Raw genomic sequence first — 24,283 nt, 5'->3', positions numbered from 1 at the left:
ATGAGCAAGACCATCCTGATCACCGGCGCGGGCAGCGGCATCGGCCGCGCCACGGCGCGCCGTTTTCTCCAGGCGGGCTGGCGCGTGGCGCTGACCGGGCGGCGCGAGGCGCCGCTTCACGAGACGGCGGAAGGCCATGACGCCGCGCTGGTGCAAAGCTGCGACGTGACCGACCCCGCTTCGGTCGAGGCGCTGTTCGCCGCGATCGAGGGGCAATGGGGCCGTCTCGACGCGCTCTTCAACAACGCCGGCACCAACGTGCCGGGCCGCCCGATCGACGAGATATCGGTCGAGGACTGGCTCAAGGTCTGCGACACCAACATCACCGGCATGTTCCTCGTCGCGCGCGGGGCCTTCGGGCTGATGCGCCGGCAGGACCCGCAGGGCGGGCGGATCATCAACAACGGTTCGATCTCGGCGCATGTGCCGCGCCCCGGCTCGGCGCCCTACACCATGTCCAAGCACGCGGTGACCGGGCTGACGCGGACGCTCTCGCTCGACGGGCGGCGCTTCGACATCGCCTGCGGCCAGATCGACATCGGCAACGCGCTCACCGACATGGCCGAGGCGATGACCCGCGGCGTGCCGCAGGCCGACGGCTCCACCGCCATCGAGGCGGTGATGGATGTGGGCCACGTGGCCGACGCGGTGCTGCACATGGCGTCGCTGCCGCCCGAGGCCAATGTGCAGTTCATGAACGTCATGGCGACCAAGATGCCCTTCATCGGCCGCGGCTAGGCGCGATCCTTCGCCCGCCGCGGCCTCGGGACCGGCGGCGGGGCGGCACCGCGATCCGCACCGAGGCCGCAGGTATAGCCCGCCCCGGAGCACGGTCGAGAGCGGCGCGTCGCGCGGGGGCGCGCGAACGACCGATCCGGGGCCGCGCCTGTCTCGCGGATCAAGCGCGCGGTTTCCTGATGGGGCGCGGTATAGGCATCGGCCGATAGGGTTTCCGAAAGGCGCTTGGACAGCCATTCGAAACCGGAAGCGCCGATGGAATGCCCGGCATGGCGCGTGAGGTGGCGAAGATCGACGACCGGGGGGGCAGCCTCGATGCCGAGACCCGGCCCCATGCCGGGCGGGACGGCGACATGCCGCGCCCGGTGGAGAACACGGGCATCGCTCCGATTTTCGCGCGTGCGCGTGTCGCGGCCATCGGTGAGGGGCGTAGCTTCGGCGGCCCGGGCCTGTCCCGAACCATCGTGCCTCCGGCCCGGTCCCTGCGGTTCGGAATGCTCCGGGGAAAAGCCCTTCGGCTCAGGCCGAAGCGGGCCCGGCGACCGGCGCCAGCGAGCCGATCGGCCGCGGCGACATGAAGTCCTTCAGGATGGCCCTCAGCCCGGCCCAGTCGGTGAATTCGTGCTCTTCCTCGTCGGGGTCGTAATCGCGCCCGCGCATCACGACATGCCGCACCACCTGCCGCGCGAAGTAGTCGTATTTCCTGATGCGAACGGCGCCCGCGACCAATGCGCGATGGCGCGGCGTGAAGCGGGTGCGCATCATCATCTCGACCAGATAATCCTCTGCCTCCTCAAGGCCTTCCGGGAAAGCGGCGCTGAGGCTGACGGAGATCATGAGCGTCGGACGGGCTTCCAAGGCGTGCCGGTGCGCGGCCAGAAACACCTCGAGCGCCATGGGATGGCGTCTTTCATGGACCGACCCGGCAAGAACGATCCTGTCGGCGCTCTCGAGATCGATGCTGGCCGTCTTGTCCGCGGCATCGAACAGCGCGACATCGTGGCCCGCCTCGCGCAGCATGTCCCGCGCGAAATGAGCGATCTTCCGGGTTTGCCCTTCGAGGCTTGCAAAGAGGATGACGATCTTCATTGCGGATCTCCTGTTGAGGATGGGGGCCGATCATGGCCGGCCATGACGTCATGCGCCCTGCGGGGCCGCCCCGCCTTGCCCAGGATCAGGTCGGGCCTCCTGCGGGGGCCTCCTCCGCAGGAGGCCCGGCGGGCGCGCGCCGGTTCAGGCCGGGCGGATGAACATGCGCTCGGCCTCGCCGGTCTGCCGCTCATCGGCGCGGATCGCGCGGTAGGCGTGCCAGCTGGCATGGCCGAGCACGGGAAACACGAGGATCAGCCCCGCGAAGGCGGTCAGAACGCATACCAGGAACAGCGCGAAGACGATGGTGCCCCAGGCCAGCATGACGGCCAGGTTGTTCCACACCATCGCCATGCTGATCCCCAGCGCCGAGAGCGCGTCGGTTCTTTCCTGAAGCAGCATCGGCACCCCGAACACGCTGATCGCGAAGGCGAAAGCGGCGAACAGCGCGCCCACCGAGCCGCCCACCAGCAACAGCGCCCATCCCGTCGGCGTCAGGAACAGCATCGGCACGATCTCGTCCATGCCGGGAAAGGGATTGATGCCGAAGAACAGCGCATAGATCAGCACCGCCGCGCGCATCCACAGCAGGAACAGCCCCAGCAGCAGCACCCCCATGAACAGCGCCTGATGGCCCGAACGGGGCCGGACCAGGAGCATCTGCCCCAGCCGCGTTCTTCTGCCTTGCTCGAGGCGGCGGCTCTTTTCGTAAAGGCCGCTGGCAATGAGCGGGCCGATCACCATGAAGCCCGCCAGCGCCGGAAACAGCGCATAGTCGAGCCCGAGCCGGACCATCAGCCAGACGATCGAGGCCGAGAGCAAGAAGACGCCTGTCCCGTAGGCAAGGCTGGGACCGGGATCGGCGCGCAGGTCGCGCCACCCTGCGTTCAGCCAGCCCAGGGCGGTGCTTGCGGGCAGGTGGCGGGCATGCGGGTTCGGGGTCGGCAGCGGCGGCACGACCTTGGGGATCGCGCCCTTGGCATGCGGGTTGTCGGGCGGCGGCGGGTCGGTGCGGTTGCTCAGCATGCGGGTTTCGCCGCGCGGAACGCGGCGCCTTCCATGGTCGGTGACAGGACGCAGTCGGGCTGCGAGGCGAAGGAGACGGCGACGAGATGGGCATTGGCCCCGGCAAAGACGGCGATCACCGCAAGGCAGATCGCAAGGCCCGCGAGACGCGCCCGCATCGGCGTGTCGAACCGGGCCGTCATGGCGCCGCCTCCGCTGCCAGCTCTTGCAGGTAGACGGTGAGCATCTTGCGATCGGCAAGGCTCAGGCGCTCTTCCCAGGCGGGCATGAGACCCTGCCGGCCATCCCAGATCGTGCGGTAGACCGCGCTTTCGTCACCGCCATAGATCCAGAACTCGTCCGTCAGGTCCGGCGCGCCGAGATCGGTGTTGCCCCGCCCTTCGGCCCCGTGGCAGCTCGAACAGTTTTCGGCGAAGATCGTCGCCCCGGCCTCGCGGAGTTCCGGCGCGATTTCGGCGCCCGAGAGCGCGCGGACATGGCCCGTCACGCTGCGGATCTCGCTGCGCGAGAGCATGCCGTCGCGCCCGAAGGCCAGCATCTGCGCCCATCGCGTGTCGGGGTGCTGCGCGTTGATGCCGACGCGCAGCGTCTCCATCACCGTCTTTGCGTCGCCGCCCCAGAGCCAGGCGTCGTCGACGAGGCTCGGAAAGCCCGGCCCGCCGGTGGCCGCCGCACCGTGGCAGGCGGCGCAGTTGTCGCCGAAGAGCGCGGGCGCCGTGCCCGCGATCCGCGACATCAGCGCGGGATCGGCGCGGATCTCCTCGACCGGCATCTCCTCGATCGCGGACAGCCAGTCGCTCCGCGCGAGCCCGGCGCGCAGGATGTCCTGTTCGACCTCCTGCTGCTGGTCGATCCCGAGGATGCCCCTGGTATAGCTCGACACCAGCGGCCAGGCGGGCAGGAGCACCCAGACGGCGAGCGCCCAGACATGGGTGACGATGATGGCGATCCAGACGGCGCGGGGCACCCGGGTGTTCAGCTCGGTGATCCCGTCCCATTCGTGCCCCGTGGTCTGATGACCCGTCAGCGGGTCGCGGTCCTTTACCGACATGGTCCGTCCTCATCATCCAGAATGCTCTTCGCCGCCTTATCGAACCGCCCCGCGAGGGAGGGCCAGAAGGCATAGAGCGTGATCCCGACCGACAGGGCGATCAGGTAGAAAAGCCCGAAGGACTTGGAAAAGCCGACGAACAGCTCGTGCGAGATTTCCATGCTCATCCCTCCGCAGACGTGACCGGGGCGGTGACCGGCGCGGCATCCGCCGCCGCATCCCGCAGGGCATCCGGCGCCGCATCCGGCACGGCATCGGGGGCGGGCTGGATCTGCGCGGGCAGATCGGTGAGCCGCCCGAGCACCTGCAGATAGGCCACCAGCGCGTCCATCTCGCTCACCCTGTCGGCGCTGCCGTCGAACAGGCGCACGGCGGTCGCCTCGCCGTAGCGCTCGATCACCCCGTCGGCGCGGTCGGTGTCGGGCAGCGCCTGGCCGATCGCATCGGCCGAGGCCCGGGCGATCATCTCCTCGCTATAGGGCACGCCCACCGCGCGCAGCGCCGCCAGCCGGTCGGGCAGGCTTTCGACATCGAGCCCCGCATCGAGCAGGAAGGCGTAATGCGGCATCACCGATTCCGGCACCAGCGCGCGCGGATCGACGAGATGGCGCACATGCCAGTCATCGGAATACTTCTCGCCCAGCCGGGCGAGATCCGGCCCCGTCCGCTTGGAGCCCCAGAGCATCGGGTGGTCGTATTGCGACTCCGCGGCCAGCGAATAGGGGCCGTAACGCTCCACCTCGTCGCGCAGGGCGCGGATCATCTGGCTGTGGCAGGCATAGCAGCCCTCGCGGATGTAGATGTCGCGCCCGGCCTGTTCGAGCGGGGTATAGAGCCGCATGTCGGCCGCGGCCTCGACCGTCTCGTCGATGGTGAAGAGCGGCGCGATCTCGATGAAGCCGCCGATCCCGGCCGCGACGATGATCGCGGCGGTGAGGCCGAGCGAATGCCGCTCGAGCCGGTAATGCGCCTTGGCATGGCCCTCGAAGAAGGCGGCAAAGGGTTTCAGGAGGGGTTTGAACAGCGTCTTCATCGGATCACTCCGCGGCCGGCAGCGCCGGCTCCATGGTCTTTGGGGTGGTGGGCCGGTCCTGCGCGGGGATCTGGCGCGGCACGTGGCGGATCGTCATGACGACGTTCCATGCGCCGATGATCGCGCCGGTGACGAAGAGCAGGCCGCCGAAGGCGCGCGCGACGTAATAGGGGTGCATCGCCACGAGGCTGTCGGTGAAGGAATAGAGCAGCGTGCCGCTCTCGCCATAGGTGCGCCACATCAGCCCCTGGATGATGCCGCTGTTCCACATCGCGAAGACGTAGATGACGGTCCCGGCGAGGGCGAGCCAGAAGTGCCACTCCACCGCCTTCCAAGAATAGATCGTCTCGCGCCGCCACAGCCCCGGCACCAGCGCGTAGATCGCGCCGAAGGTGATCAGCGCCACCCAGCCCATCGCGCCCGCATGGACATGGCCGATGGTCCAGTCGGTGTAATGCGACAGCCCGTTGACCGGGCGGATCGCCATGAAGGAGCCCTCGAAGGTCGACAGGCCATAGAACACCGCCGCGACCATCATGAAGCGCAGCGTCGCGTCGTCGCGCACCTTGCGCCACGCGCCGTTGAGCGTCATCAGCGCGTTGCCCGCGCTGGCCCAGGACGGCACCAGCAGCATCACCGAGAAGGTCATCCCCAGCGTCTGCACCCAATGCGGCAGCGCGGTGTAGTGCAGGTGGTGCGAGCCGGCCCAGATGTAGAAGAAGGTGATCCCCCAGAAGGAGAGGATCGACAGGCGGTAGGAATAGATCGGCCGCCCCGCCCGCTTGGGCAGGAAGTAGTAGAGCATGCCCAGAAAGCCCGAGGTCAGGAAGAAGGCGACGGCGTTGTGCCCGTACCACCACTGGGTCATCGCGTCCTGCACGCCAGAAAAGGCCGAGTAGCTCTTGGCCCCGGTCCAGGAGGCCGGCACCGCGAGGTTGTTGACGATGTGCAGCACCGCCACGACGAGGATGAAGGCGAGGTAGTACCAGTTGGCGACGTAGATATGCGGCTCGCGGCGGCGCGCCAGCGTGCGGATGTAGAGGACGAAGTAGACCACCCAGACCACCACGAGCCAGATGTCGGCATACCATTCGGGCTCGGCGTATTCCTTGGACTGGGTGACCCCCATCAGGTAGCCGCTCGCCGCGATCAGGCAGAACAGGTTGAAGCCGAAGAGCACGAACCACGGCGCGACCTGCCCGGGCATCCGCGCGCGCGAGGTGCGCTGCATGATGTGAAACGAGGTGGCGATCAGCGCGTTGCCGCCGAAGCCGAAGATCACGCCCGAGGTATGGACCGGGCGCAGCCGTCCGAAGCCCGACCATGCCGCGTCGAAGCGCAGGTCCGGCCAGGCCAGCTGCGCCGCGACCCAGAGCCCCATGCCCATCGCGATCACCGCCCAGGCAAGCGCGATCAGGATGCCGACCTTGGTCGGATCGTCGTAATAGGCGAGGCTGCGGTCCTCGGGCGCCTCGGTCTCGTAGGCCGCGCGCACCAGCAGGCCGAAGAACAGCGCGAAGAAGGCCAGCACGATCCAGCCATGCGCGCCCATCGGATCGCCCCGCCCGGCGGCGGCCATGGCAAGGCCCGCCACCATGCCAGAGAGCGTGATCAGCATTGCTGCCCCGCGTTCGGCCTGGGTCAAGCTCGATATCATTTCATCGTCTCCTTCGGGGTCATGTCGCGGCGCGGGGAGGCGCGCGGCGGGGTCAGCGGTGTGTCGTCGGCGTCGAACAGGATGCGTTCGGCGTCGCCGGTGAGGTCCTCGTACTGGCCGCTGCGCAGGCTCCAGAAGAACGCCGCGAGGCCGAGCGCGCCCATGGCGAGCGTCACCGGGATGAGAAAGGCCAGGACGCTCATGCCGGCATCATCAGGGCTTGCGGCTCCGGCCGGGCCTTGGGCGGCGCAAGGCGCCCGTTCAGCCGCAGCGCGTTGCCGATCACGAGGATCGACGAGCCGGACATCGCCAGCGCGGCCAGGAGCGGCGTGACAAGCCCCGCCATGGCCAGCGGAATGGCGATGCAGTTATAGGCGATGGCGAGCGCGAAGTTCTGCCGCACGATCCGCGCCGTGGCGCGGGCCAGCCCGTAGGTCGCGGGCACGGCATCGAGCCCGTCGCGCAGGATCACGAAATCGGCGGCGGTGCGGCCCGCCTCGGAGGCGCTCGCCGGCGCCATCGAGACATGCGCCGCCGCCAGCGCCGCCGCGTCGTTGAGCCCATCGCCGACCATCAGCGCCCGGTGGCCGCCGTTGCGCAGCGCGTCGAGATGGGCGACCTTCTGCGCCGGTGTCGCGCCGTGATGCACCTCGTCGATACCGGCCAGCGCCGCGATCCGGGCCGCGCGTTCGCCCGCATCGCCCGACAGGAGCGCCACGGGCAGCCCCTCGGCCTTGAGCTCTGCCACCGCCTCTCGTGCCGCCGGTCGCAGCGTCTCGTGAAGATCGAACATGCGGGCCTCCTGTCCTTCGATGGCAAAGGCGGGGCCGGTCTCGGGCCGCGGCCCCGCCGCGATCTTCGCGACCCAGGAGGCGCGGCCCAGCCTGGCGCGCCGGCCCCGGACGACCCCCTCGACGCCAAGGCCGGGATGCTCCGCGACCGCCTCCGCCGTCAGCTCGAACGCGTCGAGCTGACCGGCGATGGCGCGCGCCGCCGGATGCCGGGAGCGCAGGGCCAAAGCCCTGGCGACGGCCCGGTCGTCGGCGTCCTCGGGCCCGCCGGTGATCCGGGGCGTGCCCGTGGTCAGCGTGCCGGTCTTGTCGAACAGCGCGCGGTCGATCTCGGCCAGGCGTTCCAGCGCCGCGCCATCCTTCATCAGGACGCCCTCGCGCATCAGCCGACCGGCGGCCACGACATGCGCCACCGGCACGGCAAGGCCGAGCGCGCAGGGGCAGGTGATGATCAGCACGCTGATCGCGACGAAGGCCGAGGCCTGCCAGTCGCGCGTGATCCAGAGCCAGCCCATGAAGGTCAGGAGCGCGAGAAGATGCACGACGGGCGCATAGAGCCTTGCTGCCCGGTCGGCGATGCGCACATAGCCGCCGCGCCCGCCTTCGGCGGCGCCCAGCATCCGCATCATCTCGGCAAGAAAGGAGGCATCGGCCGCGCGCAGCACCTCGACCTCGATCTCCCCGGTGAGGTTCAGCGTGCCCGCCTCGAGATCCATGCCTGGCCCGGCGGAGAGGGGCATCGCCTCGCCGGTGACGATCGACCGGTCGAGATCGGTGGTGCCGCGCCGGATCCGCGCATCGACCGGCAGCCGTTCTCCGGCGGCGACGACCAGCCGCATGCCCGGCGCGATCGCCTCCTTGGGCAGCCATTCCCGGCCGCCATCCGCCAACAGGCGCAGGGCGCCTTTCGGCGCGAGCCTTGCAAGCCCCATCACGGCGCTGCGCGCGCGGTCCCGCATCAGCTGGTCGAGATAGCGCCCGGTGAGCAGGAAGAAGAGCAGGGTCACGGCCGCGTCGAAGAACACCTCCTCGCCGCCACGCGCCGTCTCGAACAGGCTCAGCGCCACCGCCAGAAGGATCGCCAGGGCGATCGGCACATCCATGTTGAGCCGCCGGGCCTTCAGCGCCGAGAGCGCGGACCAAAAGAAGGGCTGCCCGGCATAGGCCACCACGGGCAGCGCGATCAGCCCGGAGATCAGGTGGAACGTCTCGCGCATGATCCCGTCCGCACCGGACCAGACCGCCACCGACAGCAGCATGACGTTCATCGCGCCGAAGCCCGCCACCGCCATGGCGCGCAGCAGCCCCGGCCCTTCCCCTTTCGTATCCGCCTCTCGGTCGGCCTCGATGGGGTGAGCCTCATGGCCGAGCGCGTCGAGCCGTTCGAGGACAGGAAGCGGATCGTCATCGGCCCGCGCCAGGACCACCCGCACCTGCTTCAGGGTCAGGTTGGCCCGCGCCGAGACGACCTGTGGCAGCTCGGCCAGGGCCCGTTCGACCGCGGCCACGCAGCCGCCGCAGCGCAGCCCCGGCACCGAAAGCAGGCAGACCCCGCGACCGGCCGCCGAGGGCCGGATCATCGCCAGCCGCTCGGCGCGCGGCGGCGGATCGGTTTTGCGCGGGCCCGAGACCGGCAGCGCGGGCCCATGGCTTTCGTTGATGTCCATCTTCATCGCGATTCCCCGGCGATCCCTCGGATTTCCTCCGCCGGTCGGAGCGAAGATTGCGCTCCATTCCCCGACCGACGACCACTCGCACCCTCGGGCACTCGTATTCCCGCGGTGTGGCACCGTTCGGAGGGCGGCAATTTGATCCAGATCAAACGCGACGCCGGTTTTTCCCCCGATACGAGGAAAACCGCGGGGTTCGGCCCCGCCGGGCGGGCGACTTGATCGACATCAAGGCATCCGCCCCATGCGCGCCGCTACATCGCGGCTGTCACTTTGAGGAAAGACCGCCATGCCCCATGGGACTGTCGCCGTGCTCGCGACCGACGCCACCTTCGACCGCGCCGCCGTTCTCGCCGCGCTCGCCATGAGCGATACCGAGGAGGCGCATCTCGATATTCACTGTATCGGGCGCTGCCACGGCCCCTCTGCCGGGGCCGAAGCCCTTGCCGCCGAAGCCCTTGCCGCCGATGGCCTTGCGGCAGGGCCGATCGCGCCAGCCGGCCGGCCGGACGACCGCGCGGCCCTTGCCCGCGCCGAGGCCCTCGAAGCCGCCCTGCGGCCCGTCATTCCACGCCACCGCAGGAATATCGCGTTCCACCCGCAGGCCCTGCGCGGCGGCTCCGCCGGCGCCCAGCTCGCCTCGACGATACGGTTTGCCGACTGGATCGTTGCCGCAGCGCCGCTCGATCCGCAGGACCGGCGCCTTCAGATCGCGGGTCTGAAGGCCGGTCTTCTCATGGGTGGGGTGCCGGTGATGCTGGTGCCGCGGGAGGGGGCCGAAACCGCCCATGCCCCGGCGCGCATCGCGGTGGCCTGGGATGGCAGCCGGGGGGCGCTGGCGGCCGTGCGCGCGGCGCTGCCATTGCTCCGGCGCGCAGGCCTCGTCGACGTGATCGTGGTCGACCCCGACATCCGCCATGGCGACCGGTCCGATCCGGGCGGCGATCTTGCGCTTTTCCTCGCCCGCAACGGGGCCCGGGTCGAGATCAACGTTCTCGCGCGCAGCCGGCCGCGCATCCCGGAGGTGCTGTTCCGGCATTGCTGCGACACGGCCGCCGAGGCGATGGTCATGGGGGCATGCGGCCATGCGCGGCCGGGCAGGGCGCTGTTCGGCACCACCAGCCGCGGCATGCTGCGCCTATCGAAGATCCCGTTGATCCTGTCGCGCTAGCGGATCAGGCCGGCGCCGAACCATTTCCGGTTTCGGCATTGAGCCGGGCGAGGTCGGGGATGTGAATCCGTCTCTTGCCGTCCAGGGCGATCACCCCGTCGCGCCCGAGCTGGTTGATCTGCCGGCTCACCGTTTCGAGCGTCAGGCCGAGATATTCCGACATCGCCTCGCGCGTCAGCGGCAGGTCGAGCCGGATGTCGCGGGTCCTGGGGGCCATGTCGAAGCTGGATTCGCGGCGCGCGACCGACACCAGCAGGCTGGCGATGCGCTCGCGGGCGGTCTTGCGGCCCAGAACCAGCATCCAGTCGCGCGCGGCGTCGAGCTCGTCGAGGGTCATCTCCAAAAGCCGCTCCGCGACATGCGGCGTCTCGCGCAGCAGCCGCTCGAACGGCGCGCGGCGAAAGCAGCACAGGGTCACGGCGCTGGCCGCCGTGACGTCATAGGGGGTGCTGTCGCGTCCGGGGCGGCCGATGAAATCGGAGGGCAGCAGCAGCCCGACCATCTGGATGCGGCCATCCTCCATGGTCTGCGACAATGTCGCAACGCCCGAGACGACGGACCCCACGAAGCTCATCGGATCGCCGGCCCAGGCGATCTTCTGGCCCGCCTCGTAGCGCCGGTAGACCTTGATCTTCTCCAGCTGCTCCAGCTCTGTCTCGTCGCAGCGCGCGCAGACGGCCCTGTGACGGATGCCGCAATCGGCGCAGCGCAGGTTCAGTCGGTGGGGCATAGGCGTCTCTTTTTGTGTCAAAGCCGGGGCGGCTTTCGGGGGGTCGGCGTCACGGCCCGGCCTGCCGGGCATCGCATCTCGCCGATGGCGTGTCGCCGGGGCCGGCGGAAGCCGGGCGGTCGAACAGGGCGCGTAGCACATGGCTCCGGCTTGCGACATCATCCAGCCGATAGCCGTCGAGCACCTTCAGGAACGCCTCCAGCGCCTCGGCCAACATGCCGGGCAGGCCGCAGGCGGGCGCGATGAGACAGCCCGTGCAGTCGACCAGCCCGTCCTCGCCCTCGGTATGGCGCAGCAGCGCGCCGAGGCTGATCTCCCGCGCCGGCCGCGCCAGCCGCAATCCACCATGCCGGCCGCGCACCGTCTCGACGAAACCCGCATGGCCGAGGCTCTGCACGATCTTCATCAGGTGGCTGTGCGAGATGCCGTAGGTTTCGGAAATGCGGCGGATCGAAACCAGCTCGTCACCCGCGCTGGCAAGCTGGATCATGGCCCGCAGGGCATAGTCGGAATGACGGCTGAGCTTCATGCCGCCATATTAGATGCATTTCATTTGAATGTATAGGAGGGGGGAATGGCGGCACTTGTCATGCGTGTGGGCATGGAGGCCTCGATGCCGACCGTTCCCTCCTTCTGACCCCCTGAAAACGCGGTGACCTGACGCCGAGGGCGGTCCTTGCGGAGCAAGGGGCTTCGATCGTGCGGCGCCCCGGTCGGGTGAAGCCTGCGGATCGCGTCTTCGATCAGGTCGACGCGCTCGCGGCGCGGCGCGTCCCCCGGGACCTGGCCGGTTCGTCATCGCCACTCGGCCCCTTGCCATCATCCCGGCGGCAGGCGTGCCGCGCCGTGCCGCCAGCGGCGTCGGGGCCGTGCGCGCCTGGGCCGGCAGCTCATCCTGCGCATCGTGGAAGAAGGGTGGCCAGCGCCCCCGAACAGGGCCGGCCTTGTTCATGGCTTCCTTTGCAGCCGGAGGGGGAAATGAGGGACGTCCCGGTGTTCGGGCGCGGTGCCGCCCGACCCCACGGAGCGCCCGTAGAGACGCGCGAGGGGCGAGGCGGTCATGCCATGCGCGAAGATCGACAGGGCCACCGTCGCGACAATGGCGAGCGTGATGTCGTCCTTGCCCGGGATCGGATAGTCTTCGATCAGGATCAGCAGGTAGATCAGCGAGGCAAGCCCGCGCGGGCCGAACCAGCCCAGAAAGAGCACCGTCGCCGGGCGCAGCCGCAGGCCGAGCAGCGATATCGCCACGGGAAGGCCGCGCAGCACCGTCAGCGCCAGCCCTGCGAAAAGCGCGTGCCGCCATCCCATCTGCGCCAGGTCGGGCACGAGAACCGCGCCGAAAAGGACAAAGACGATGAGCGTGAGAAGCTGGCCTTCGGCCTCGCCGAAATCGGCCGCGGCCGCGCGCAGCCGCTCGGAGCGCATGGCCACGACAAGGCCCGCGGAGAACCCCGCGAGAAACCCGTTGCCCCCCATCGCCTCGGCCGCGCCCCAGGCCAGCAGAGGCAATGCCAGCGTGCTGAGCCGCAGATAGGTCTCGTCCATCCAGTCGTTTCGGGCGGCGCGCTCGATCAGCAGGGCAGCGAGCCAGGCGAGCAGCGCCCCGACGAGGGGGCCGCCCACGACCTGCAGGCCGATGGACCGTGCCCACGCTCCGGCCCCGTCTCCGGCGCTCCCTGCCGCGAGGGATGCGGCGACGAGCAGGGCGGGAAAGGCAAGGCCGTCATTCAGGCCGGATTCGACATTGAGCGCCTGCCGGATGCGGTGCGGCACGCTCGCATTCGAGACGACCGCCTGGCCCAAAGCGGCATCGGTCGGCGCCAGCGCGATCGCCAGCGCCGCCGCCCCCCAGATGCCGAGCGCGGGAAACATAAGCCACGCCGCGCCGGTTCCGGCCAGCATCGCGAGCGGCAGGCCGATCGCAAGAAGGCGTATCGGTATCGCGTGCCTGCGGTCGAGTTCGGTGATGTCGATCCGGCTGGCATCCGAAAACAGCGTCAGCACGAGGGTGACTTCGGCCAGCCTGCGGATCGCCGCATCCGTGACATGCAGCTCCATCAGCCCCCAGCCATCCGCGCCGATCAGCACCCCGACCGCCGCGAAGGCCATGGGCGGGGTGACGATGCCCGTCTCGGCGCGCTTCGAGACGAGCGCGAAGACGAACAGGGCGGCCGAGAGAATGGCGATCTCTGCGGGTTGCATCAGCGCGGCTCCTCTCGCGGCGGCCCCTTGCCGTTCCGGGCGGCGTCATCCGCCCCTTTGCTCTTTCCGGCGCTACCGGCGCCGGGCGGTGATCGTCCGGCCATTCCCGTCTTCGAGAACGAGCGCCCCGGTATCGGTCATCGAGAACGAGACATCGCCCCCCAGGATATCGAGCAGGCGGCGCTCCTGCTCTGCCAGCGCTTCGGGGCATGCCATCATCGTGGTGCCCACCGGACCCAGCGAGATCAGCCCGTCCGCGCTGTCGTAGCTGCCGACGATCAGGTTGCATGTCGCGTTGCCGGACAGCCTGCCATCCGGCCCGAAGGTGAGGCTGGCGGGCGAATTGTCCAGAACGCCGCGGCCGTCGATGTCCTCGATCAGCCATTCGCGCCCCTCGAGCCGCGGGGCGCCCTTGTGCTGCATGAGGTGATCGGCGATCGCGCGGTAGGCGGGCAGGGAGGTCGGATCGTTCGCGGCGTTGCCGGCGACGGGGTTGGATGCGAAGCGGATGATGACCATGTCGGCCGCCGGGTCGATCCAGATCGTCTGCCCGTGCACGCCGCGGGCCGCGAAGGCGCCATGCGCGTCATGGCTCACCCACCACATGCCGCGATAGCTCCAGCCGGGCAGAAGATCGTAACCCGCGCGCGCGAAGGTCTCCGGGTCGCCGCCCTCGCGGATGCGCGCGATGGCGGCCCTGGGCAGGACCTGCTCGCCGCGCCATTCGCCCTCATCCAGGATCAGCTGACCCAGCCGGCCCATGTCGCGCAGCGTCGCGTTGAAACCGCCGCCCGCGAAGGGCGTGCCGATGCTGTCGACCGTGTAGAAGGCCTCGCGCTCGGCGCCGATGCGGGTCCAGACGTTGTGCGACAGCCAGTCGGCGACGTTGAGCCCGGTCGTGCGCGCGATCAGCCACCCCAGCGCATCGGTGTTGATGGTGCGGTAGCCGAAGGCCTCGCCATGCGTGCCGGCCTTGCCGACGGTCTGGAGAAAGCCGAAATAGCTGCGCGGGCCCTCATAGCCTTCGGGCGGCGGCAGCGGGCTTCCGGCCTGGGCATAGGTCCAGACATCGGCGTCGGGATCGGCATAATCCTCCGAGTAGTCGAGCGCGGTGGTCATCTCCAGAACCTGCCGGACGGTGGCGTCGCCAAAGGCGCTGTCGGCCAGTTCGGGGATGAGATCGCCCATCAGCGCGGTCTCCTCGATCCTTCCTTCGGCGACGAGAACCTCGCCGATCAGGCCGGTGATCGATTTCGTGACCGACATCGCGCCATGCAGGGCATGCTCGTCCATGCAGCCGTCATAGCGCTCATAGACGATGCGCCCCTCATGCAGGACCAGCACCGCGTCGGTATGGTTGGCCTCGAAGGCCTCGCCCCATGTCATCGTCCCGTCCTGTCCGATCGGCGTGAACTCCACGTCGTCGAGGCCGGGGTCGAGCGCGACCGGCAGCGCGTCCGCCCCGTCCGATCCGGCCCGGACGGCGGTGGTCGGCCTCAGCTCGCGGAAATGGCAGACGGTCCAGCGCAGCTTCGGGAAGGCGAAGTAGTCGGGATCGGTAAAGCGGATGATCCTGTCATCGGGCGGCGGGAAGCCTTGCATCCATTCCAGCGTTTCGGGATCGGAGTTCGCCGCGGAAAGCGGCGCGTTCTGAGCCGTGGCCATGCCCGCACCGGTCAGCCCCGCGGCCAGCCCCGCGGCCAGCATCATGAAGAACCTGGTTTTCATCTCGTTTCCCTCAATCCAGTTCCTGCACGCCGCCGCCCGACACGGTCAGGACCTGGCCGCTGATCCAGCCGGCCGCGGGCGAACACATGAACAGGGCGGCGTTGGCCATGTCGGCGGGCTCGCCGAGCCTGTTGATCGGCGTATGGGCCAGCATCCTCTTTTCGATGTCGTCGGTCAGCACCGATGTCAGCGCCTCCGTCCTGGTGGCCCCCGGCGCGATCGCGTTCACGCGGATGCCGGCGGGGCCGAGATCGAAGGCGATGTTGCGCACCAGGTGGCTCGTCGCCGCCTTGGACGCGCCATAGGAGGCCATGCGCCTGTTCCTGTTCTCGGCCGCCATCGAGGTGATCGCCAGCATGGCGCCGCCGCCGGCCTTTTCCATCTCGGGCGCGGCGAGCTGCGCGAGGCGGAACAGCGAGAAGACATTGAGATCGAAGGCCCGGCGAAACTCCGCCATCGGCATGTCGAACGGCTTCGGCCCGCCGCCGCCGGCATTGCCGACGAGGATCGTGAGCTTGCCGAAGCGCGAAACGGTCTGCTCGACGGCGCGCACCAGATCCGCCTCCTCGGTGACGTCGCAACCCAGGCTTGCGGCCTGGCCGCCGGCCCTGGTGATATCATCGGCGACCGCGCGGGCGGCCTCGGCGTCGAGATCGCTGACCATCACGGCCGCGCCGGCTCCGGCGAACGTCTCGGCGATGGCGCGGCCGATACCGGCCCCGCCCCCGGTGATCAGCGCGACCGCGCCGTCCAGCCGAAAGGACTTCGGATCAAACATTCTGTCTACTCCTTTTGCTGATGGGCCGCATATCCTAGAGGACGGGAAAGATCGAAAGGAATTGCCATGAGCGATACGGAGACCGCGGCCCCGGCCCGCAGCGGCGCAAAGGGCGTTGCGATCGGCGTCGTCCTCCTCTTGGCGGCTCTCGTCGTTCTCTATGCGCTGAACGACCGGCTGACGCCGGGCAGCGCGCGCGGGATCGTCTCGGCGCAGGTCGTGCAGATCGCGCCGCGCGTGTCGGGCGAGGTCATGCAGGTCCATGTCGAGGACGACGCCGTGGTCGAGGCGGGCGATCCGCTCTTCTCGGTCGATCCGCGCCCCTTCATGCTGGCCGTGCGGCAGGCCGAGGCCAATCTCGGCAGCGCGCTTCAGAACATCGACGCGTCGAGCGCATCGCTGGTTTCGGCGCAGGCCGCCGTCACCCAGGCGCGCACCGCGCTGGAGACCACGCGCGCCGAGGCGGCGCGCAGCTTCCGGCTCGAAGAGCGCGGCATCGCCTCGACCGCGCAGGGCGACCAGGCGCGCGCCAGCGTCGCGCAGGCCGAGGCGCAGCTCGAAAGCGCGGAGGCGCAGCTCGAAAGCGCGCGCGCCCAGCTCGGCCCGCAAGGCGAGGACAACCCGGCCATCCAGGCCGCCGAGGCGCAGCTCGAACGGGCGCAATACGATCTGGCCTCGGCCACCGTCACCGCGCCGCATCTGGGCGTGGTCACCAATGTCACCCTGTCGGAGGGGCAGTATATCGGCGCCGGGAATCCCGCTTTGACCTTCATCGATTCCGGCGCCGCCTGGATCACGGTGGATCTGCGCGAGAACCAGCTGCAGCAGGTCGATCCGGGCGATCCTGCGCATCTTCTGTTCGACGCGCTGCCGGGGCGGATCTTCGAGGGGCGGGTCGAGAGCATCGCTTGGGGCATCAATCCGGGCCGCAATGTCCAGGGCGGTCTGGTGGTGAACCAGCCCGCGAACCGCTGGTTCGAACCGGCGCGGCGCATTCCGGTGCGGATCGAGCTGATCGGCGGAATGGAGGCCTGGCCGCAATCGGTCCGCGTCGGCGGCAAGGTGCATGCGGTGATCTTCGCGGGCGGCGACGATGCGGGGCCGATGGCATGGCTGGCGCGGGGGATGCAGCGGCTGCGCTCCTGGGCCACCTATCTGCACTGAGATGTATGTCACCCCCAGACCCGTGGCCGCCGAGGATCCGCATTACGGGATCCGGCTCGGCCTGACCGGCGCGCTGGCCTACGGCGCGATCCCGCTGCTGAACCCCGCCCTTCCGCCGATCATCGCCGCGCTGCCCGTGGGCCTCGTCGCGGCGCAGCGCAAGGCCTTCGACCCGGGCAAGCTGATCGGCGGCGTGATCGCGATGATCGTGCTGCCCTGGCTGATGACATGGGTCGTGGAATGGCTGCGGCCGATGCCGCTTGTCTATGTCACGGCGGTCTGGGCGCTCTATTTCGCGGGCTTTCTGATGATCCTGCGTTCGGGGGCGCAGGCCGGGATGCTGATCGTCGTCGTCACGGTGCTGATCTCGGTCATGGGCATGCATGGCACGGCCACGGTCGAGACCTTGCGCGACGGCTTCCTGCAGGCTGCGCTGGTCACGCTCGTCATCGGACCGCTGGTCTATCTGGTTCTGCCCGCCCGGACGCGGGACAGGCATGTGGACGCGCCCGTGCCCGGCGGTGGCCGCGCCGTCACCGGCGCGGCGATCCGGGCGACGGTCCTGCTGGCGCTGAGCTTCTGGCTTTATGCCGTGATGCAGCCCTCGGACATGATGATGGCGGTGGTCGCGTCGATGGTGCTGGTCTTTCCGACCCGCCGCACGGTCTTTTCCGAAGCGCTCCAGCGCATCCGGGCGACCGTTTATGGCGGCGCCGTGGCGCTTGGCATCCTCGCGCTCTTCACGCTCTCGCCGCATCTGCCGATCCTGCTCGGCCTCGTCTTTCTGGGCGGGCTGTGGCTGGGGCAGCGGATGCTGTTCGGCGCGCAGCCGAGCATGGTCTACCAATATGCCTTCTCGGTGACGCTGGCGCTGGTGGCGGGGGCGCTGAGCACGCAGGACCCGGGCTACGCCACCTTTACCCGGATCGTCCTGACGCTGACCGGCGCCTTCGCCGCCGCCTTCGCCGTCGCGGTGCTGGACGGGCTGACGCAATGGCGCGGCGGCGCGGCGGGCATGGCGGGCGCGGCAGGCACGGGGGACACGGCATGAGCTTTGCGAAATCCCTCTCCGTGCTGGTCAATACGGCGCTGCTGCTCGTTCTGGGGGGCTTTCTGCTGGTCATCGGCAAGCCGGTGCTGCTGCCGATCCTCGCCGCGATCATCGTGGTCTACGTGCTGGTCGGGGCCTCCGAAGCGCTGGGGCGCGTGCCGCTGATCGGCCGCCTGCCCGCCGGGATGCGGCGAACGCTCGTCCTGCTGGCCTTTGCCATCGGCCTGTTCGCCCTGACCGGGGTGATCGTCGACACGATCAGCCAGGTCCTGTCCGAAGCGCCCGCCTATCAGGCCAATATCGAACGGCTGATCGCGCAGGGGGCGGAGTTTCTCGGCCTCGACGACCGGCCCGACTGGCAGACGGTGCAGAACGCCGTCTTCGGCGGTTTCTCGGTGCAGAACCTCATCAACGTCGCGCTCACCAACATCACCTCGATCGGCGCCTCGGTTTTCCTGGTCACCGTCTACTCCGCGTTTCTGCTGGCCGAGCGGGCGGGCTTTGCGCACAAGCTTTCGGCCGCCCTGCGCGATCCGGCAAGCGCCGCCCGGACGGAGGACATCCTCAGGGGGATCAACGATCGGATCGGCGATTATCTTGCCGTCAAGACGCTGGTGAACGTGATCCTCGGGGCGCTTTCCTTCGTCATCCTCTGGGCGCTCGGCATCGACTTTCCGCTGTTCTGGGCGCTTTCGATCGGCCTTCTGAACTACATTCCCTATTTCGGCTCGCTGGTCGGGGTGCTGCTGCCGATCACCCTTTCGGTGCTGCAGTTCGGTGACCTCGGGCGGACGCTGCTGCTGGCGACGCTGCTCATCGCGGCGCAGGTCTGGGTCGGCAGCTTTCTCGAACCGCGCCTGATCGGACGGCGCGTGAATCTCAGCCCCTTCGTGGTGCTGGTCTCGCTCGCCGTGTGGTCGGCCCTGTGGGGGCTGCCGGGGGCGCTGCTCGCCGTGCCGCTGACCTCGATGCTGACCATCGTGCTGTCGGCGTTCGAGCCGACCCGGCCCATCGCCATCCTGATGGCCGATCAGCTGGTCCGTGACCGCGCATCGCCGCCGCCGCCCCCGCCCCCGAAGCGGACCCCGCCCGCATGATCGCGATGCTCAGGGTGCTTCTCGCCGCCGTTCTTCTCGGGGCGGTCGCGATCATCGCCGCCCGTCTGCTCTTTGCGCTTCCGGCGGCCGGCGACCGGCCCGACACCGTCGCCCTGCCGCCGGCGACGAGCGGTCCGCTGGCCGAGGCATTGGCCCCGCGCGAGGCCAGGCATGAAGGCCTGACGGGCATCGCGCCGCTGTCAAACGGCGCCGACGCCTTCGCCGCGCGCATCCTGCTGGCGGATACGGCCACCGTCTCGATCGACGCGCAATACTACATCTGGCATGGCGACCTGACCGGCACCCTCCTGCTCGACGCCCTGATGCGCGCGGCCGAGCGGGGCGTGCGGGTGCGGCTGCTGCTGGACGACAACGGCACCTCCGGCCTCGACGCCGAGATCGCGGCGCTGGCCGCGCATCCCAATGCCGAACTGCGCCTCTACAACCCCTTCAACCTGCGCGGCGCGTTCAAGACGCTGTCCTATGCGTTCGATTTCTTTCGGCTGAACCGCCGGATGCACAACAAGTCCTTCATCGTGGACGGGCGGGCGGCCATTCTCGGCGGGCGCAATGTCGGCGACGAGTATTTCGGAACGGGGCCGACCCCGCTCTATATCGATCTCGACGTTCTGGCGGTCGGCGCGATCGTGCCGCAGGTCGCGGCCGATTTCGACCGCTACTGGTCCGCGCGGGCGGTCCATCCGGCGGGCGCGGTCGTCGGGCCGCATGAGGGTGGCGATCCGGTCGGCCGCCGGCTGGCGGCCTTCCGCGATGACCCGCAGATGGCCGAATACAGGAAGATCCTGCAGGAGTCCCGCATCGTGTCGGACCTCAGGGCGGGGCAGCTCGATCTGGAATGGACGACGGCGCTTCTCGTCAGCGACGATCCGGTGAAGGGCGAAGGCGCCGTTCCGCGAGAGGATCTGCTGGCCTCGCGCCTGCGCAGGGCGGTGGGCGACATCGAGAGCCGTTTCGACGGCGTCTCGCCCTATTTCGTGCCGGGCACCGCCGGGGTCGCGGCATTCGCCGCGCTGGAAAGGCGGGGCGTGACGGTGCGGATGCTCACCAATTCGCTCGAAGCGACGGATGTACTGCCGGTCCATGCCGGATATGCCAAGCGCCGGAAGGACATGCTCAAGAGCGGTGTCGCGCTGTTCGAGCTGCGGCGTCAGGCCGCCCCCGCCGCGCCGGCCGAACATCCCGGCCCCTTCGGATCGTCGGGATCGAGCCTTCACGCCAAGACATTCGCGGTGGATGGCCGGCGCATCTTCGTCGGATCGTTCAACTTCGATCCCCGCTCCACCATGCTCAACACCGAGATGGGCCTGCTGATCGACAGCCCGCGCATGGCCCGGGGGCTGCACAGCGCCTTCGACGAGGGCCTGAACGGCCTTGCGTTGCGGGTAGAGCGGCAGGACGGGCACCTGGTCTGGACCGACCCGCAAACAGGCGCGGTGAGAGCCACGGAGCCGGGCACCAGCATCCTGCGCCGTGTCGCGCTGACGATCATCGGGTGGTTGCCGGTCGAGTGGCTGCTGTAGCGGATGGCAGCGGCGGCCCGGCGTTCGGCGAGTGATCCGGCGTGCGCAGCCGCCTCCTTCTGCCCGGCCCGGCCTTTGGGCGGGGTCAGGGGCCGCTCGGAGCTGCCCGATTGCGTGGCGCGCCATCCGGCGGGCGCGTAGAGGAGGCGCGGGGGGTGAAACCGGGGGCCTTCGCGCCTTTTCTCGGCGCGACGGCTTGCCGCGGGCCGTCTCGGGGTCTTTCATGTCGACAACCCAAGGAGGAAGGCACGATGAGACACTCGAAATTCCTGACCACGATCCCGGTCCTGCTGGCCGCCGGGCCGCTGATGGCGCAGCAGGCCGCCGACGCGATCACCACCGAGGGCACCTCCTCGGGCGAGATCGCCGGGCTGTCCGAGGCCGCCCGCGCCGCGATGGAGGCCAAGGCGGCGGGCCGGCCGGTCGAGGCCGAGAACTGGATGGTCGCCGCTGCCAACCCGCTCGCGGTCGAGGCCGGGGCGGAGGTGCTGCGCGATGGCGGCTCGGCCGCCGATGCGATGGTCGCGGTGCAGGCGGTGCTGGGGCTGGTGGAGCCGCAAAGCTCCGGGCTGGGCGGCGGTGCCTTTCTCGTCTGGTACGACGCCGAGAGCGGCGAGCTGACCACGCTCGACGGGCGCGAGACCGCGCCGCTGGCCGCGACGCCGACGCTGTTTCAGGACGAGAATGGCGAGCCGCTGCAGTTCTTCGACGCGGTGGTGGGCGGTCTTTCGGTCGGCACGCCCGGCACGCCGCGGCTTTTGGAGGCCGCGCATGAGAAATGGGGCAAATCCGACTGGGAAAGCCTGTTCGATGCGGCCATCGCCCATGCCGAAGAAGGCTTCGAGGTTTCGCCGCGCCTGGCCACGCTGGTCGCGGGCGATGCGGATCGGCTGAAGCGCTTCCCGGCCACGGCGGAGTATTTCTTTCCCGGCGGCACGGCCATCGCCGAGGGCGACACGCTGACCAATGCCGATTATGCCGAGGTGCTGCGCGCCATCGCGACGGGCGGGGCGGACGCCTTCTACGAGGGCGGGATCGCCGCCGACATCGTGGCGACGGTGCAGGGCGCCGAGGGCAATCCGGGCGTGCTGTCGGAGCGCGATTTCGAGATCTACGACGTGGTCGAGCGCGAGGCGGTCTGCGCCGACTACCGCGATTACGAGGTCTGCGGCATGGGGCCGCCCTCGTCGGGCGCGCTCACCGTGGGGCAGATCCTCGGCATGCTCGAGACCTTCGATCTCGGCAGCATGGGCCCCGACAGCGCCGAGGCGTGGCGGCTCATCGGCGATGCCTCGCGCCTCGCCTTCGCCGATCGCGGCCGCTACATGGCCGACAGCGATTATGTCCCGATGCCGACCCAAGGGCTCGTCGATCCGGCCTATCTCGCCGAGCGTGCGGGGCTCCTGTCGGGCGATGACGCGCTGCCCGAGGTTTCCCCCGGAAACCCCGAATGGCAGCACGCGATGCTCTGGGGCGACGACGCCTCGATCGAACTGCCCTCGACCAGCCACATCTCCATCGTCGATGCCGACGGCAACGCGCTGTCGATGACCACGACGATCGAGAACGGCTTTGGCTCGCGGCTTTTCGTGCGCGGCTTTCTTCTCAACAACGAGCTCACGGATTTCAGCTTTGCCACGCATGACGAGGGCCGCCCGATCGCCAACCGGGTCGAGCCGGGCAAGCGGCCGCGCTCCTCGATGGCGCCGACAATCGTGATGCAGGGCGACGCGCCCGCGCTGGTCGTGGGCTCGCCCGGCGGCAGCCGGATCATCGGCTATGTCGCGCAGGCCATCGTCAACTGGGCCGATTGGGGCATGGATGTGCAGCAGGCGCTGGCCGCGCCGCACCTCGTGAACCGCTTCGGCACCTTCGATCTGGAGGCCGGCACGGAGGCCGAGGCGCTGGAAGGGCCGCTGCAGGAGATCGGCTTCGAGACCAATATCCGCGACCTGACCTCGGGGCTGCACGCGATCGAGATCGGCGAGACGCTCAGGGGCGGCGCCGATCCGCGGCGCGAGGGCATCGCCCTGGGCGACTGACCTTCGCTTGCGAAAAGCGTCCTGCCCGGCGGGCAGGACGATGCCGGGCGGGGCGGTTCCATGACCGCCCCGCCCGGCCCCGGCCCCGGCCCCGGCTCAGGCTCAGGCGAGCGCCGAGCGGCGGCGATCGAAATAGGCGTTGGTCACCCGCACCACGACCGGCGAGAGCAGCAGCAGCGACACGAGGTTGGGGAACGCCATGAAGGCGTTGAGCGTGTCGGCCACCAGCCAGACGAAATCGAGCTGCGTCACCGCGCCGATCAGCACGAAGCCGGTCCAGAGCAGCCGGTAGGGGACCTGCACCCTGGTCCCGCCGAGATATTCCCAGCACTTCTCGCCGAAATAGGCCCAGCCGAGGATCGTCGTGAAGGCGAAGACCGCCAGCGCGATCGCGAGGAAATACTGCCCGAAGCCCGGCAGCGCCGCGTCGAAGGCCATGGAGGTCAGCGCCGCGCCGGAATCTCCTGTGTTCCACAGGCCGGTGACGATGATGATCAGCCCGGTCATGGTGCAGACGACCAGCGTGTCGATGAAGGTGCCCATCATGCCGATCAGCCCCGATTGCGCCGCGTCCTTCGACTGGCCCGCCGCCTGCGCGATGCCGGCGGTGCCGAGCCCCGCCTCGTTCGAGAAGACGCCGCGCGCCACGCCGTAGCGCATCGCCAGCATGATCGTCGCCCCGGCAAAGCCGCCAGAGGCCGCGACCGGGTTGAAGGCGTGATCGATGATCAGCGCGAAGGCCGCCGGAATCTCGCCGGCATAAAGCACGAGCACGACCGCCGCGACCGCCATGTAGGCGATGCACATGCCCGGCACGAGCTTTTGCGCCACCGCGCCGATGCGGCGGATACCGCCCAGAAGCACGAGGCCGGTCAGCACCGCCAGCACCACGCCCGAGATCCAGGCCGGCACGCCGAAGCTCTCGCCCATCACCTGCGAGATGCTGTTGGACTGCACCATGTTGCCGATGCCGAAGCCCGCGAGCCCGCCGAACAGCGCGAAGGCCGCGCCGAGCCAGCGCCAGCGCGGGCCGAGCCCGTTCTTGATCGCGAACATCGGCCCGCCGACATGCTCGCCCTTGTCGTCGACCTCGCGGAAATGCACCGAGAGCAGCACCTCGGCGTATTTCGTGGCCATGCCGACCAGCGCCGTCATCCACATCCAGAACAGCGCGCCCGGCCCGCCAAGCGCGATGGCGGTGGCGACGCCGGCGATGTTGCCGGTGCCGACGGTGGCCGCGAGTGCGGTCATCAGCGCGGCATAGGGGCTGATCTCGCCCTCGGCATCGGCGTCGGGCCTGCGCCCGGCCCAGACCATGCGAAAGCCCATCGGCACGCGCCGGATCGGCATCAGCTTCAGCCGGATCTGCAGAAAGATCCCGGTGCCGAGGATCAGCACCAGCATCGGCGGCCCCCAGACGAAGCCGTTCACGGCGGATAGGACCGCCGTCAGCGTTTCCATGATAAAACCTCCCAGTTTCGTGGCGGCGTCAGCGCCGCCCTGTCCTCCTCGCCGGCCTCTCCCAAGACCGGACACGTGCCTCGCGCGCGATCAGCGCGCGGGGCAACGGCGCTCCCTTAGGACGGCGAAATCCCGCGGTCCAGCCGCGAGCGCGCGGCCCGCCGGACGCGCCGCGCGCCGCCCGCCGGGGCCCTTGCCGCGCTGCGGCACGAACGCGATTCTTGAAAGGGTGATGAGGGGCGTTTCGCGTCACGAAGAGC

At 69.5% G+C, this 24,283-nt stretch carries 22 protein-coding genes; 7 read left to right on the top strand and 15 right to left on the bottom strand.

The window, feature by feature from the left end:
- Entirely contained in the window at positions 1 to 738 is a 738-nt protein-coding gene (locus CJ301_RS07870) for an SDR family oxidoreductase (protein ID WP_099276038.1), read from the top strand.
- A 519-nt stretch (positions 739 to 1,257) separates the two neighbouring features.
- On the opposite strand, the gene CJ301_RS07865 is transcribed toward CJ301_RS07870, so the two are convergent.
- The 9 genes from CJ301_RS07865 to CJ301_RS07825 all read right to left on the bottom strand — a co-directional run bounded on the left by CJ301_RS07865 (position 1,258) and on the right by CJ301_RS07825 (position 9,058).
- Complete coding sequence (locus tag CJ301_RS07865) at positions 1,258 to 1,827, bottom strand: flavodoxin domain-containing protein (RefSeq protein ID WP_099276036.1); 570 nt, start codon at positions 1,825 to 1,827, stop codon at positions 1,258 to 1,260.
- A gap of 144 nt (positions 1,828 to 1,971) precedes the next feature.
- Positions 1,972 to 2,853 carry a DUF2189 domain-containing protein gene (locus CJ301_RS07860; RefSeq protein ID WP_099276034.1) on the bottom strand — a complete coding sequence of 294 codons (882 nt, stop codon included), beginning with the start codon at positions 2,851 to 2,853 and terminating at the stop codon, positions 1,972 to 1,974.
- Positions 2,847 to 3,035 carry a hypothetical protein gene (locus tag CJ301_RS07855; protein ID WP_099276032.1) on the bottom strand — a complete coding sequence of 63 codons (189 nt, stop codon included), beginning with the start codon at positions 3,033 to 3,035 and terminating at the stop codon, positions 2,847 to 2,849. The genes CJ301_RS07860 and CJ301_RS07855 overlap by 7 nt, the downstream gene beginning before the upstream one ends.
- Positions 3,032 to 3,904 (bottom strand): cytochrome-c oxidase, cbb3-type subunit III, encoded by an 873-nt coding sequence (gene ccoP, locus CJ301_RS07850; RefSeq protein ID WP_099276030.1) that lies wholly within the window; start codon positions 3,902 to 3,904, stop codon positions 3,032 to 3,034. Before ccoP ends, CJ301_RS07855 begins: the two co-directional genes overlap by 4 nt.
- Positions 3,895 to 4,065, bottom strand: coding sequence for a cbb3-type cytochrome c oxidase subunit 3 (locus CJ301_RS07845; protein WP_099276028.1), 171 nt, complete (start codon positions 4,063 to 4,065; stop codon positions 3,895 to 3,897). The genes ccoP and CJ301_RS07845 overlap by 10 nt, the downstream gene beginning before the upstream one ends.
- A gap of 2 nt (positions 4,066 to 4,067) precedes the next feature.
- Entirely contained in the window at positions 4,068 to 4,937 is an 870-nt protein-coding gene (gene ccoO, locus CJ301_RS07840) for a cytochrome-c oxidase, cbb3-type subunit II (protein WP_099276026.1), read from the bottom strand.
- Positions 4,938 to 4,941: 4 nt separating this feature from the next.
- Positions 4,942 to 6,594 carry a cytochrome-c oxidase, cbb3-type subunit I gene (gene ccoN / locus CJ301_RS07835; protein ID WP_099276024.1) on the bottom strand — a complete coding sequence of 551 codons (1,653 nt, stop codon included), beginning with the start codon at positions 6,592 to 6,594 and terminating at the stop codon, positions 4,942 to 4,944.
- Complete coding sequence (gene ccoS / locus CJ301_RS07830; RefSeq protein WP_099276022.1) at positions 6,591 to 6,797, bottom strand: cbb3-type cytochrome oxidase assembly protein CcoS; 207 nt, start codon at positions 6,795 to 6,797, stop codon at positions 6,591 to 6,593. Before ccoS ends, ccoN begins: the two co-directional genes overlap by 4 nt.
- Entirely contained in the window at positions 6,794 to 9,058 is a 2,265-nt protein-coding gene (locus CJ301_RS07825) for a heavy metal translocating P-type ATPase (RefSeq protein ID WP_099276020.1), read from the bottom strand. Before CJ301_RS07825 ends, ccoS begins: the two co-directional genes overlap by 4 nt.
- Before the next feature lie 286 nt (positions 9,059 to 9,344).
- Here CJ301_RS07825 and CJ301_RS07820 point away from each other — a divergent pair, with 286 nt between their 5' ends.
- Positions 9,345 to 10,226 carry a universal stress protein gene (locus CJ301_RS07820; RefSeq protein ID WP_099276018.1) on the top strand — a complete coding sequence of 294 codons (882 nt, stop codon included), beginning with the start codon at positions 9,345 to 9,347 and terminating at the stop codon, positions 10,224 to 10,226.
- A 4-nt stretch (positions 10,227 to 10,230) separates the two neighbouring features.
- On the opposite strand, the gene fnrL is transcribed toward CJ301_RS07820, so the two are convergent.
- From fnrL to hdhA, 5 genes are all read right to left on the bottom strand, one after another.
- Positions 10,231 to 10,956: a transcriptional regulator FnrL gene (gene fnrL, locus CJ301_RS07815; RefSeq protein ID WP_254050100.1), complete on the bottom strand. Its 726-nt coding sequence runs from the start codon at positions 10,954 to 10,956 to the stop codon at positions 10,231 to 10,233.
- A gap of 49 nt (positions 10,957 to 11,005) precedes the next feature.
- The gene (locus CJ301_RS07810) at positions 11,006 to 11,485 is read right to left on the bottom strand and encodes an RrF2 family transcriptional regulator (RefSeq protein WP_099276014.1); all 480 of its coding nucleotides are present in this window, start codon (positions 11,483 to 11,485) and stop codon (positions 11,006 to 11,008) included.
- A gap of 419 nt (positions 11,486 to 11,904) precedes the next feature.
- Positions 11,905 to 13,161, bottom strand: a complete 1,257-nt coding sequence (locus CJ301_RS07805) for a cation:proton antiporter (protein ID WP_099276012.1) — start codon at positions 13,159 to 13,161, stop codon at positions 11,905 to 11,907.
- 72 nt (positions 13,162 to 13,233) lie between these two features.
- On the bottom strand, positions 13,234 to 14,889 hold the full coding sequence (locus tag CJ301_RS07800) for a serine hydrolase (RefSeq protein ID WP_216823261.1): 1,656 nt from the start codon (positions 14,887 to 14,889) through the stop codon (positions 13,234 to 13,236).
- A 10-nt stretch (positions 14,890 to 14,899) separates the two neighbouring features.
- Complete coding sequence (hdhA, locus tag CJ301_RS07795; protein ID WP_099276010.1) at positions 14,900 to 15,667, bottom strand: 7-alpha-hydroxysteroid dehydrogenase; 768 nt, start codon at positions 15,665 to 15,667, stop codon at positions 14,900 to 14,902.
- Positions 15,668 to 15,733: 66 nt separating this feature from the next.
- On the opposite strand from hdhA, the gene CJ301_RS07790 reads away from it, so the two are divergent.
- The 5 genes from CJ301_RS07790 to ggt all read left to right on the top strand — a co-directional run bounded on the left by CJ301_RS07790 (position 15,734) and on the right by ggt (position 22,562).
- Positions 15,734 to 16,831 carry an HlyD family secretion protein gene (locus CJ301_RS07790; protein WP_099276008.1) on the top strand — a complete coding sequence of 366 codons (1,098 nt, stop codon included), beginning with the start codon at positions 15,734 to 15,736 and terminating at the stop codon, positions 16,829 to 16,831.
- A 1-nt stretch (position 16,832) separates the two neighbouring features.
- Positions 16,833 to 17,882, top strand: coding sequence for an FUSC family protein (locus tag CJ301_RS07785; RefSeq protein ID WP_099276006.1), 1,050 nt, complete (start codon positions 16,833 to 16,835; stop codon positions 17,880 to 17,882).
- Positions 17,879 to 18,979, top strand: a complete 1,101-nt coding sequence (locus tag CJ301_RS07780; protein ID WP_099276086.1) for an AI-2E family transporter — start codon at positions 17,879 to 17,881, stop codon at positions 18,977 to 18,979. The genes CJ301_RS07785 and CJ301_RS07780 overlap by 4 nt, the downstream gene beginning before the upstream one ends.
- Entirely contained in the window at positions 18,976 to 20,520 is a 1,545-nt protein-coding gene (locus CJ301_RS07775; RefSeq protein WP_099276004.1) for a phospholipase D family protein, read from the top strand. Before CJ301_RS07780 ends, CJ301_RS07775 begins: the two co-directional genes overlap by 4 nt.
- 251 nt (positions 20,521 to 20,771) lie before the next feature.
- Positions 20,772 to 22,562 (top strand): gamma-glutamyltransferase, encoded by a 1,791-nt coding sequence (ggt, locus tag CJ301_RS07770; RefSeq protein ID WP_099276002.1) that lies wholly within the window; start codon positions 20,772 to 20,774, stop codon positions 22,560 to 22,562.
- 102 nt (positions 22,563 to 22,664) lie between these two features.
- On the opposite strand, the gene CJ301_RS07765 is transcribed toward ggt, so the two are convergent.
- Positions 22,665 to 24,023 carry an alanine/glycine:cation symporter family protein gene (locus tag CJ301_RS07765; protein ID WP_099276000.1) on the bottom strand — a complete coding sequence of 453 codons (1,359 nt, stop codon included), beginning with the start codon at positions 24,021 to 24,023 and terminating at the stop codon, positions 22,665 to 22,667.
- Between the last annotated feature and the right edge of the window lie 260 nt (positions 24,024 to 24,283).

The organism is Limimaricola cinnabarinus, from assembly GCF_002723615.1.
In the GTDB taxonomy this organism is placed as follows: Bacteria; Pseudomonadota; Alphaproteobacteria; order Rhodobacterales; family Rhodobacteraceae; genus Limimaricola; species Limimaricola cinnabarinus_B.
Note: the sequence above shows the minus strand (reverse complement) of the source record. Positions and strands in the feature narration are given on the sequence as shown.

Coding starts and splice junctions, on each gene's coding strand:
- CJ301_RS07870 (WP_099276038.1), top strand. CDS start 1: ATGAGCAAGACCATCCTGATCACCGGCGCGGGCAGCGGCATCGGCCGC.
- CJ301_RS07865 (WP_099276036.1), bottom strand. CDS start 1,827: ATGAAGATCGTCATCCTCTTTGCAAGCCTCGAAGGGCAAACCCGGAAG.
- CJ301_RS07860 (WP_099276034.1), bottom strand. CDS start 2,853: ATGCTGAGCAACCGCACCGACCCGCCGCCGCCCGACAACCCGCATGCC.
- CJ301_RS07855 (WP_099276032.1), bottom strand. CDS start 3,035: ATGACGGCCCGGTTCGACACGCCGATGCGGGCGCGTCTCGCGGGCCTT.
- ccoP (WP_099276030.1), bottom strand. CDS start 3,904: ATGTCGGTAAAGGACCGCGACCCGCTGACGGGTCATCAGACCACGGGG.
- CJ301_RS07845 (WP_099276028.1), bottom strand. CDS start 4,065: ATGGAAATCTCGCACGAGCTGTTCGTCGGCTTTTCCAAGTCCTTCGGG.
- ccoO (WP_099276026.1), bottom strand. CDS start 4,937: ATGAAGACGCTGTTCAAACCCCTCCTGAAACCCTTTGCCGCCTTCTTC.
- ccoN (WP_099276024.1), bottom strand. CDS start 6,594: ATGATATCGAGCTTGACCCAGGCCGAACGCGGGGCAGCAATGCTGATC.
- ccoS (WP_099276022.1), bottom strand. CDS start 6,797: ATGAGCGTCCTGGCCTTTCTCATCCCGGTGACGCTCGCCATGGGCGCG.
- CJ301_RS07825 (WP_099276020.1), bottom strand. CDS start 9,058: ATGAAGATGGACATCAACGAAAGCCATGGGCCCGCGCTGCCGGTCTCG.
- CJ301_RS07820 (WP_099276018.1), top strand. CDS start 9,345: ATGCCCCATGGGACTGTCGCCGTGCTCGCGACCGACGCCACCTTCGAC.
- fnrL (WP_254050100.1), bottom strand. CDS start 10,956: ATGCCCCACCGACTGAACCTGCGCTGCGCCGATTGCGGCATCCGTCAC.
- CJ301_RS07810 (WP_099276014.1), bottom strand. CDS start 11,485: ATGAAGCTCAGCCGTCATTCCGACTATGCCCTGCGGGCCATGATCCAG.
- CJ301_RS07805 (WP_099276012.1), bottom strand. CDS start 13,161: ATGCAACCCGCAGAGATCGCCATTCTCTCGGCCGCCCTGTTCGTCTTC.
- CJ301_RS07800 (WP_216823261.1), bottom strand. CDS start 14,889: ATGAAAACCAGGTTCTTCATGATGCTGGCCGCGGGGCTGGCCGCGGGG.
- hdhA (WP_099276010.1), bottom strand. CDS start 15,667: ATGTTTGATCCGAAGTCCTTTCGGCTGGACGGCGCGGTCGCGCTGATC.
- CJ301_RS07790 (WP_099276008.1), top strand. CDS start 15,734: ATGAGCGATACGGAGACCGCGGCCCCGGCCCGCAGCGGCGCAAAGGGC.
- CJ301_RS07785 (WP_099276006.1), top strand. CDS start 16,833: ATGTATGTCACCCCCAGACCCGTGGCCGCCGAGGATCCGCATTACGGG.
- CJ301_RS07780 (WP_099276086.1), top strand. CDS start 17,879: ATGAGCTTTGCGAAATCCCTCTCCGTGCTGGTCAATACGGCGCTGCTG.
- CJ301_RS07775 (WP_099276004.1), top strand. CDS start 18,976: ATGATCGCGATGCTCAGGGTGCTTCTCGCCGCCGTTCTTCTCGGGGCG.
- ggt (WP_099276002.1), top strand. CDS start 20,772: ATGAGACACTCGAAATTCCTGACCACGATCCCGGTCCTGCTGGCCGCC.
- CJ301_RS07765 (WP_099276000.1), bottom strand. CDS start 24,023: ATGGAAACGCTGACGGCGGTCCTATCCGCCGTGAACGGCTTCGTCTGG.